Origin of the sequence: Halomonas sp. PR-M31, assembly GCF_001039575.1 — a bacterium.
In the GTDB taxonomy this organism is placed as follows: Bacteria; Pseudomonadota; Gammaproteobacteria; order Pseudomonadales; family Halomonadaceae; genus Modicisalibacter.
This window is the reverse complement of record NZ_JIBT01000064.1, coordinates 22,791-31,578: the sequence shown is the minus strand read 5'-3', so window position 1 is coordinate 31,578 and position 8,788 is coordinate 22,791. Positions and strand designations below refer to the sequence as shown.

Below are 8,788 nucleotides of genomic sequence, written 5' to 3'. Positions count from 1 at the left end.
CAGATCGGCCATGGATTCGCTCAGCTTGAGGCGAAACATTGCCGTTGCACGATCTTCGTTCAACAGACGCTGTACGAGCAGCAGATAGGACAGGTTGATGTCTTGGATGTCTTCTAGAAGGCTGTCGATTGTCATGGTGTCATTCCCTGCGTTTGCGTAGTGTTGCTTGGTTTTTTTATTAGGCTTTTGCCTAGTTTTATATGGCTCTAATGGCCATTATTTATTGTGTCCCTGTCACATTTGACTTAGTTCTAATGCTTTAGGACAGGTGTATTTTGAGACCTTTTTATGAGTCATTGCAATAGGTGTGTCGCAAAAAAATGACGAATACGTTACTGAATTGTAATCAGATGGGTAGTTTTATCTGCAAACCATTGCTCAATAAGGCAATTTTTTATCACGTAAAATGCATGAAGCCCGGCATACGTGGGCTTCAAGAGATGTCGAGGGTTCAAAAAGATCGATTACGTTGAATTCTTGGTGCTCACCTCAACGCAAAAACGATAGACAAGTCTTGCAATAAGGTAGTCACGAAGGTTTTTAACGGGGGGCAGCGTCGATTTCAGCCACCCACGCCAGCAGTTCCGCAATGATCTGATACAGCGCAGGGGGAATTTGAGCGTCCAGATCGACTTGCATCAGCAAGCCCACCAGTTCCGGCGCATCGTGTATGTAAAGGCCCTGTCGGCGGGCCTCAGTGGCAATGCGCTCGGCAAGCTCACCATACCCTTTGGCCAATACTCGAGGGGCTCGTCCATCGTCACTATAAGCCAGGGCCACGGCCTGGCGACGTCCCTTGTGTGGGGGTTGCGATTGGCTCATGAGGATTTTTCGCCAGAGGAATCCTCTTTCGAGGCGTTTATCTTGGTCAATACATTGACCTGTACATCCGCAAAGCCACAACGTGTGAGCCGCTCGCTCAAGGCGTCTCGCTCTGCGTTGAGCATGCCGGTGCAGGCTGCACTCTCGCTTTGCAAGACCAAACGCAGCGCGGTATTACGCAGATGCAGCTGCACTTCAAGCTCTCCCAGACGCGGCAGCTCGAGTCTAAGCTGACTGTGCCATACCGCTTCTTGCTCCTCTTCGCCCTGCTGCTGATCCTTTTCCTGTCTGGCATGCTCCGCCAGCTGCTCGGGCACCTGGATAACCAGGGCCATGAAAACACCGGACCAGAGATCCCCTTCCCAACGCAGGGTCGGCGTTACCAGCAACTCGAGCTGATGTCTCAGAATTCCCTGCAGGGACTCATCGATGCCGTCCATGCCATTAGCGTTAGCGTTAGCGCCAGCATGAGCTGAATTGACACCGGAACCGATTGCCGAACCAATGGGAAGCTCTCCCCGCTGGGCAAATGCCTGGGCGACATCCTGAGGCGTCATGAAGGCCAGGGCGGCCTGAACGGGTGACAACGGCGCCAAGGGCGACTCCGTGGGCGCTCCGGTAGGCAGTGGCGTCAATATCCACCGTTCAGCCCCCAACAAGGCAGGCAAGGAGCGTCTATCGATCAGCAAACTCCCGGCTGTCGAAGCGCCCTCGGTCTGGCCCGGCTTGGTCATCAACGCATTGATCAGCGCACTGTTCGAGGACTGAACTTGCATCTGGGGTTCGCGCAACAGCGCGCTTCCCGGCATCTCGCCTCGATACCAGCGCCCGACATGAGATTCATAGAACAATCCGCTGGTCTCGATACTGCTTTGTAGACGGCCTGCCAAGGCGGGTGCATTAATGGCATCCGGATCGATGCCACCGGTCAATAGTGGCGCCGGCGATCTGATCACCGAGGGCGGAGCAGGAAACTTGAAGAGAATATCGGCGATGCTGCGAGCCGCAGGACTGAAATGGGTGGTCGTCGAGGCAGGGGTTGTGGAAGCGGGAGGCAGCGGCGCGGCCTCCCCTTTTGTTTCTTTTGCACTCGCCCCAGGGAGGGCGACGGCGCTGCGCTCCGTATGCAGCCGTGAATCACTGTGAAGCGCTCGGGGTGCCTGGCCTGCCGTCAGGGGCTTGACCGGCTCCAGAAGCTCCCGATTTGCCTGGGTATCGACACGCTTGCCCAGCACCTGATGCAATAGCGTGTCGAGTAACGGAGTAATGACACCACTCATCGAAGCCCTTGATTGTCCGAGGGGATACCGGCACCCGCGCTATAGAGCTTGGAAAGATCGCGACGATGACGGCTATCGTCCATCAGATCCCGCAGCTCGTCGCGATGACTCGCCGCAAGCTGCTGAATCTGCCTGTCCTGTTTGAGAATACGCTCGATAAGAGCTGCCTTGCGACGCACTCCTGCCGTGTTGCCTTCAATGGCACGTTGATAACGCGCTTCCAGAGTCTTGAGCGATTCAACCTCTGCCAGATAATCGGCTTCTTGCTGAGCAAGCTGCGCCCAATGGCCTTCGCGAGCCAAGGCCAGTCTGCTCGTGGAGTGCGCGAGTAGCTTTTCATAAGCCGCAACTACGTTTTCAACCGGCGTCATTGGCGCTTGTTCCTTGCTTGGGGCTGCTTCACTTACATGATCATTTAGAGCGCTTCTTCCGAGTCCAAGATCAAGGAGCGATCTCACGCCAGGCGGAAGCAATATTCTCGATCAGCTTGGACGCTTCATCGATCAGCGCCTCGTCATTTTTCAAGTTCGCTCGCAGCAAAAGGCCCACCACATAGTCGTAGAGCGATCCCAGGCGTTCGGCAATTTCACCGCCCTTCTCGCGATCAAGCCCCGCGGCCAGACCATTGTTGACGATGTCGATCGCCTTGGACAGTGCTTTGCCCTTTTCCATCATGTTGCCCTGCTGCATGTGCAGCCGTGCCGCCCGCATGGACGCCTGGGCACCATCAAACAGCATGACGATCAACTGATGGGGCGATGCGGACATCACCCCAGTTTCCACGCCTACTCGAGCGTAGGCATTGGCACCGCGCATTGCACTCATCGAAAGCTCCATTACTTACGGCCCAGCTGGGCATTCATGGCATCAAACTGCTGAGTTAGATAGCTCATGGTGGAATTCATCTGGGACACCAGGAGATCCATCTGCCCGAACTGCTTACGATAGCGGGCAACGGTTGCATCGATGCGCTCCTCGGTCCGGGTGTAACGATCGCCCAGCCCCTCGATGCGCTTTTCTAGACCGCTGGTGGCATTACTCAACAGGCCACCTTTATCCAGCATGGTCTTGACGGTTGACTCGAGAATGTCCGAGAAGCCGTCCTGGGTATCGGTACCGCCGAAGAAGCGGTTCAGACTCTCGGGGTTTTCGGCAACCAAGGCTTCGAGCTTTTCACTGTTGACTTCCAGCTTGCCGTCGAGCTTGAGCTCGATACCCACATCGGATAGGCGCTGTAGCCCCTCTCCACTCAAGGGATTGCCCATGACGTTGCGCAGACGAGTCTCCACGCCGCGCATGGTGCTGTCGCCCAACAACTGGCCCGCCACACCGCTTTTCTTGTCGTAGGCGGTCAGACTGCTCATGGTTTTCTGAAGGCCATTGTAGGCATCGACGAAATCCTGAACGTTCTTGGTGATCGCGGCGTTATCCCGGGAAATCGTCAGCCGTTCCGTTTCGGTGCCGGTGGTGATCTTGTCGAGATTGAGGGTGACCCCTTGAATGGCCTCCTCGACTCGATTCGATGAACTGGTGATATCGAGACCGTTGACCTTGAGCATCGCGTCTTGCGGCTGAACGGTCTGCGTCATGCTGTCGGCAGAGCCGTCGGTGCTGTTGTAGCTAAGCAGGTTTGACAGTGTTGCATTATCACTGGCGGTAACCGTCATCGTAGAATCGACACCGGTGTTCTTTGATGTCAGCACGAGACGATGAGGCGTATTGCTGCCGTCATTGATAAGCGACGCGGTGACACCACCATCTTTTGCATTGATGGCATCGCGGATCGATTCGAGCGAACTCTTGCCTTCGCTGATGGCGATATCCAGGGTTTCATCACCGATCTTGATACTCAGGCTGCCTGCTCCCAGCTTTTCAGCCTTGTCGCTGACCCCGTTGCTCGCCAGTGCTTGACCCTGGGCCAGCTGAGAGACGGCGATATCATAGGTGCCTGCTACCGCCTTGGTACCCACGGTGGCGGACATGGCTTCGCCGGTCATGTTGCTTTTCACGCTGCGAAAAGAGTCCGCATCGTTGAGCTTGGCCGCTGCGTCCTGAAACTTGTCCAGCGCTGACTCGAGCCGACCAAAGGCCGAGATCTGGGCCTGATAGCTTTTCTGCTGCTGAACGATCGGTGTCAGCTGCCCCCGCTCTCCGGCCTCGAGCTGATCCAGCAAACCGTTGAGGTCCAGTCCCGATCCGATGCCTATTGAAGAAATACTCGCCATGATGACCCTCTTTGATCTATGACCTTTTTACCAGTCCGGCAACGCATTCGCCGTTGGAACAGACTGACGATAGGTGTTCAATTCGTCGTATCGGCAAACTGCTCGGGAACTTGAGGGTCATCGCTGGCATGAGAACAACAGGTACGCCATCATGGTCCCCCTTTGAATGAGTGCCTCTCTTTTGATATCGGCTGCACTGCCACTTCTCTTGATCTTCTAGGACATCGTCATGGACTCGACCGGACTTTTTAACGACTACCATCAATGGCAACGCTTCAACCGCCAGGACCAAGTGAGCCGAGAGCATAGTGCCGCCATACGCAAGCTGGCGGAGTCTCATGCCATGGCCTCGCGGGTCACCGAAGGCTATCGCAGCATGGCAGACAAGGGGGCCAAGGAAGGCGCCTGCTATCGCACCTTGTTTCTGCGGCGTCGGGATAATGCGGAAGAATTGGCCTGCGAAGGCTGGCTATTCGTACGCCGGGTGTTGACCGAAGGTGGAACCACCCGAGTGCGCGCCACGCTGTTGGAAAGCTTCACCCTAGAGGATGGCCGCATCGAACCGGGCACGAAGCCCGCCATCAAGATCGCTCTGGACATCTTTGATGAAATTCTGGTCAAACGCAGCATGTCGCTAGGTTGTCGTATCGATCGCCAGGACGACGAGCGAGATACCCGTTTCATCACCTTCCTCGACAGCGTGCGCGGCGATCTGAAAAAGCATTTGTAACGACACCATGACAACAACTTCTCTGCGGCGTCATCCGCTCCTCTTCGTGGGGCTGATGATTCTCGTGGCGCTCAATCTGCGCCCGGCTCTGTCGTCCCTGGCGCCGTTACTGATCCGCATTCAGCAGGAGCTCGATCTCTCGGCATCCTCTATTGGCGCGTTGACTACCCTGCCGGTGCTTTGTCTGGGACTGTTCGCCCCGCTGGCGCTTCGACTGTCAAGACAAGTGGGGCCAGAGCGGGCCATGAGCCTGGGGCTTTTGCTACTGGCCTGCGCCCTCGTCCTGCGGGCCAACGGCCATGTTCCGCTTTTGTATCTTGGCACCCTGTTGGCCGGCGCCGCGATCGGCATCGTCGGCACCCTGCTGCCGGGATTGGTCAAGCGCGAACTCCCTCAGGGCGCCGATGTGGTAACCGGCGTCTATACCATGGCGCTGTGCCTAGGCGGGGCGCTGGGCGCGGGGCTTTCGGTGCCGCTATCGGACTGGTTGAATGATTGGCGCCTCGGCCTGGGCAGTTGGGCGCTTCTTGCCCTGCTGGCGTTGGTAGCCTGGCGTCTGGCCATGCCCCAGCCATCGCCGGAAACGAAGGCTCATGCCAAAACTGGGCAGGGTAATCCCGGTTTGCTGCGTTCGGCCCTGGCCTGGCAGGTCACCGGCTACATGGGCTGCCAGTCGTCCCTTGCCTATATCGTCTTTGGCTGGCTGCCGGTACTGCTACAGCGTCGCGGACTCGATGAGGGTGAGGCCGGCTGGCTGTTGGCCACTTCGATCACCTGCCAACTGGCCACCGCCCTGGGCGCACCCTGGATTGCACGCCTGGGCCGGGACCAACGACCGACCATTTTATTGCTGATGGGGCTGACCGCTGCCGGCATCGTGCTGCTTCTATTGGCGCCCCTAAGCTGGCGCTGGTGGGGTGCGCTTCTTCTGGGTCTGGGCCAAGGGGGCTGTTTCAGCATGGCGCTGACGTTGATCGTGCTACGCACCGGCACCTCAGCACTTGCGGGTCAGCTGTCGAGCATGGCTCAGGGGTTTGGCTATGTATTGGCCGCCACCGGGCCGTTGATGGTCGGCGTTCTGCTGGAATACACCCAGGACATGACGCTGCTGACTTCGGTGCTGTTGACCTATGTGGCCCTGGCCACCACCTTCGCACTGCTGGCCGGTCGTCGGCGTAAGCTTGAAGTCGATGCGCAAGGCCAATTGGTGACCCTGGGTCATTGATTGTTCTAGTGAAGGTCAACCAGGGAGAAAGCCCTGCAAGAAACGGCGGTAATCTGCCTGGGCCGCACTCAACGCCTGAGTCTGTAACCAAACCTCGTGGCCCGGCAGACACTGGGCCAGCCGGGCGCAGGCAAGCGGCGTCAAGGCGCCCAGTCGCGGATAGCCGCCGATGGTCTGGCGATCGTTGAGCAGCACGATCGGTTGACCGTCCGGCGGAACCTGCACCGCCCCAAGCCCAATACCCTCGGAAATCATGCTGGAAACGGCGCACTTCAATTCAGGGCCGGTGAGACGCACCCCCATGCGATCGGCGCGATCGTCGACCTGCCAGGGGCGATTGAAAGCTGCAAACAGGCTGGTACCGTCGAATTCCGCGATCTGAGCGCCGGGCACCAGCGCAAGCCTTGCCGGCTGTGAATAGTCCGGACGGTTATCAGCGGAAGGCGCTTGGGGCAGCTCACCCTCTTCATGGCATTGTTGAAAGATCAGGGTATCGTCCTTTTGCAGCTTCCCCCCTTGGCCATCGTGGCCGCCCAAGCCTTCCCGGATCACGCCGGCGACGCTGCCCAGCACCGGCTCGGCGAGAAAACCGCCCGGTGCGGCCAGATAGGCACGCAGTCCGTCTTTCGGCGAACCGAAACGCAGACGCTGACCCGCCTGGATTTCGAAGCGTGACCAGGGCTCGATTGGATCGTCGTCCAGGGTGGCCTCAAGATCTGCGCCCGAGATCGCTAGCTGAGCATCGCCTTCGGCGATCAGGCTCAAGCCGCCAAAGGTGATTTCCAGCGCTGCCGCGCCCCATTGATTATTCAGCAGGTGATTGGCCCAGGCCCAGGCATGGATATCCACCGGACCGCCCTGGGTCACGCCAAGGCGCCGAACCCCGAAGCGCCCGGCGTCCTGCAGCAAGGCCAGCGGCCCGGCCTGCTCCACGCGCAACTGAACTCTGCTCCCGCCACTAGCGCCCCTACCGCCGGCTGCACTCATGAATTCTTCCTGCTTGCGTTCGGGCCGCGTTCTTCCGCTGGCGTCGTGTCACCGCCGGCCTTCTCGAAACGATCGCGATCCACTGCCACGAAGCGCACCCGGTCACCCACCCGAAGCAGGCTGAAGCCGTCGCGTTCACGATCGAACAGCCGTGCGCTGGTGCGTCCAATCAGATTCCAGCCCCCAGGAGAGATACGCGGGTAAGCCGAAGTCTGACGATTGGCCACCGCCACGCTGCCTGCCGGCACGCGCTTGCGCGGGGTGTCTAGGCGCGGCAACACCAACTCTTTCGGTAGGCTGCCCATGAAGGCAAATCCCGGCGCAAAACCCAAGGCAAAGACGTGATACTCCTGACCGCTATGCGCCTCTATAACTGCCTCCCGAGACAGGCCGCTGTGCTCTTGAAGCAGAGAAAGCTCCGGCCCGACGCTGTCGTCGTACCAGACCTGTAGTTCCTTGACGTTGTCTGAAGTGCCTTCGCCCTGGTCGCCGTCTTCCCCCGGATCGAGATCCGCAAGCAGCATCGCCAGACGCGAACGCGCCTCACCCGGGGTAAGCTGCAAGGGATCGTAATGCACTAAAAGCGTGGTATAGGACGGCACCAGATCGATCAGCGCCTCGCCAAAACTCTCTTCGCAGCGACGCAGCAAGGCCATGATCCAGGGCATGTTGGCATCATCGATATCATCGAATAGCCGCACCAGCCAGGCATCGACCCCTGCCACTTCCAGACGCGGCAGCTGCATTGCACCCTCTCGCTTATTCATATCGCTATTTCGCTGAGCGCTTGACGTATCGCCCTTACCGCCGCAATGGATTCCGGGTTATCACCGTGCACGCACAGCGTTTGCGCCTCCAATATCAGCTCGCTGCCGTCGCTTGCGGTCAGCGGCTGGCCCTTGGCAATGCGCAGGGCCTGATCGACGATCGTCTCGGGATCGTGGTGTACCGCATTGGGTTCGCGGCGGGAGACTAATCGGCCTTCACCATCGTAAGCGCGATCGGCAAAGGCCTCGAACCACAGTGTAATATGATGCTCATCCGCCAGCGCCTGAGCCGGCGCGGGATCGCGAGTGGCCATGACCATCAGCGGCAGTGCCGCATCAAAGGCGGCCACCGCCCGCATCACCGCAGCGAGCTTGACGCTATCGCGCATCATGTCGTTGTAGAGCGCGCCATGGGGCTTGACGTAGCGCAATCGGGTGCCTTCCGCCTGGCACATCGCCGACAGCGCGCCGATCTGATAGAGCACCAGATTCTCGATTTCTTCTGCGGAGCAGGCCATGGAACGACGCCCGAACCCTATCAAGTCCGGATAGGCGGGATGCGCACCCACCGCGACTTTGTTCGCCACCGCAAGCCGCACGGTGCGCCGCAGGGTGTCCGGGTCCGAGGCATGAAAACCGCAGGCCACGTTGGCCAGATCGATGTAGGGCATGACCTCTTCATCGCGCCCCATTCTCCAAGCACCGAAGCTTTCCCCCACATCCGCGTTGAGTAGCAAGGTTGGCATGATGTC

The 8,788-nt window shown here is 58.8% G+C and carries 11 protein-coding genes; 2 read left to right on the top strand and 9 right to left on the bottom strand.

Annotated features, from left to right (window positions below; genetic code table 11):
• From CH74_RS15880 to fliD, 6 genes are all read right to left on the bottom strand, one after another.
• The coding region (locus CH74_RS15880) for a flagellar transcriptional regulator FlhD (RefSeq protein WP_048308492.1) at positions 1–135 on the bottom strand (135 nt) is incomplete at its 3' end.
• A gap of 405 nt (positions 136–540) precedes the next feature.
• Positions 541–822, bottom strand: a complete 282-nt coding sequence (locus CH74_RS15875; RefSeq protein WP_048308491.1) for an EscU/YscU/HrcU family type III secretion system export apparatus switch protein — start codon at positions 820–822, stop codon at positions 541–543.
• Positions 819–2,102 (bottom strand): flagellar hook-length control protein FliK, encoded by a 1,284-nt coding sequence (locus tag CH74_RS15870; protein ID WP_048308490.1) that lies wholly within the window; start codon positions 2,100–2,102, stop codon positions 819–821. Before CH74_RS15870 ends, CH74_RS15875 begins: the two co-directional genes overlap by 4 nt.
• Complete coding sequence (locus CH74_RS15865; RefSeq protein WP_048308489.1) at positions 2,099–2,473, bottom strand: flagellar protein FliT; 375 nt, start codon at positions 2,471–2,473, stop codon at positions 2,099–2,101. The genes CH74_RS15870 and CH74_RS15865 overlap by 4 nt, the downstream gene beginning before the upstream one ends.
• Positions 2,474–2,543: 70 nt before the next feature.
• Positions 2,544–2,927, bottom strand: coding sequence for a flagellar export chaperone FliS (gene fliS / locus CH74_RS15860; protein ID WP_172656353.1), 384 nt, complete (start codon positions 2,925–2,927; stop codon positions 2,544–2,546).
• A gap of 11 nt (positions 2,928–2,938) precedes the next feature.
• Positions 2,939–4,327, bottom strand: coding sequence for a flagellar filament capping protein FliD (fliD, locus tag CH74_RS15855; RefSeq protein ID WP_048308488.1), 1,389 nt, complete (start codon positions 4,325–4,327; stop codon positions 2,939–2,941).
• 229 nt (positions 4,328–4,556) lie between these two features.
• On the opposite strand from fliD, the gene CH74_RS15850 reads away from it, so the two are divergent.
• Both CH74_RS15850 and CH74_RS15845 read left to right on the top strand, forming a co-directional pair.
• A complete protein-coding gene (locus CH74_RS15850) occupies positions 4,557–5,057 on the top strand; it encodes a hypothetical protein (RefSeq protein WP_048308487.1) in 501 nt (166 codons plus the stop codon).
• Positions 5,058–5,064: 7 nt separating this feature from the next.
• The gene (locus CH74_RS15845; protein ID WP_048308486.1) at positions 5,065–6,282 is read left to right on the top strand and encodes an MFS transporter; all 1,218 of its coding nucleotides are present in this window, start codon (positions 5,065–5,067) and stop codon (positions 6,280–6,282) included.
• A gap of 15 nt (positions 6,283–6,297) precedes the next feature.
• Here CH74_RS15845 and CH74_RS15840 read toward each other — a convergent pair whose 3' ends face one another.
• Genes CH74_RS15840 through CH74_RS15830 form a run of 3 tightly spaced genes read right to left on the bottom strand, consistent with a single transcriptional unit; the run spans position 6,298 to position 8,782 of the window.
• Positions 6,298–7,269: a biotin-dependent carboxyltransferase family protein gene (locus CH74_RS15840; RefSeq protein ID WP_048308485.1), complete on the bottom strand. Its 972-nt coding sequence runs from the start codon at positions 7,267–7,269 to the stop codon at positions 6,298–6,300.
• The gene (pxpB, locus tag CH74_RS15835; RefSeq protein ID WP_253273095.1) at positions 7,266–8,036 is read right to left on the bottom strand and encodes a 5-oxoprolinase subunit PxpB; all 771 of its coding nucleotides are present in this window, start codon (positions 8,034–8,036) and stop codon (positions 7,266–7,268) included. The genes CH74_RS15840 and pxpB overlap by 4 nt, the downstream gene beginning before the upstream one ends.
• A complete protein-coding gene (locus CH74_RS15830; protein ID WP_048308483.1) occupies positions 8,033–8,782 on the bottom strand; it encodes a 5-oxoprolinase subunit PxpA in 750 nt (249 codons plus the stop codon). Before CH74_RS15830 ends, pxpB begins: the two co-directional genes overlap by 4 nt.
• Positions 8,783–8,788 lie beyond the last annotated feature (6 nt).